The sequence below is a fragment of the Planococcus dechangensis genome (assembly GCF_042654465.1).
GTDB lineage: Bacteria > Bacillota > Bacilli > Bacillales_A > Planococcaceae > Planococcus > Planococcus dechangensis.
Genome location: NZ_JBHSGL010000011.1, coordinates 1 through 559, shown reverse-complemented (window position 1 = coordinate 559; position 559 = coordinate 1). Strand labels below are relative to the sequence as shown.

Below are 559 nucleotides of genomic sequence, written 5' to 3'. Positions count from 1 at the left end.
GATGTCCATCCACAGCTTCGGTAATCCGTTTAGCCCCGGTACATTTTCGGCGCAGTGTCACTCGACCAGTGAGCTATTACGCACTCTTTAAATGATGGCTGCTTCTAAGCCAACATCCTGGTTGTCTAAGCAACGCCACATCCTTTTCCACTTAACGGATATTTGGGGACCTTAGCTGGTGGTCTGGGCTGTTTCCCTCTTGACTACGGATCTTATCACTCGCAGTCTGACTCCCAAGCATAAATCACTGGCATTCGGAGTTTGTCTGAATTCGGTAACCCGGGATGGGCCCCTAGTCCAAACAGTGCTCTACCTCCAGGATTCTCTTCTTGAGGCTAGCCCTAAAGCTATTTCGGAGAGAACCAGCTATCTCCAGGTTCGATTGGAATTTCTCCGCTACCCACACCTCATCCCCGCACTTTTCAACGTGCGTGGGTTCGGGCCTCCAGTAAGTGTTACCTTACCTTCACCCTGGACATGGGTAGATCACCTGGTTTCGGGTCTACAACTACATACTCTGGCGCCCTATTCAGACTCGCTTTCGCTGCGGCTCCGGCTT

Annotated in this window: 1 rRNA gene; it reads right to left on the bottom strand. The window is 51.5% G+C overall.

Annotation, left to right across the window (positions count from 1 at the left end):
* Window positions 1–559, bottom strand: a 23S ribosomal RNA gene (locus ACFO5U_RS13445); the annotation flags it as partial.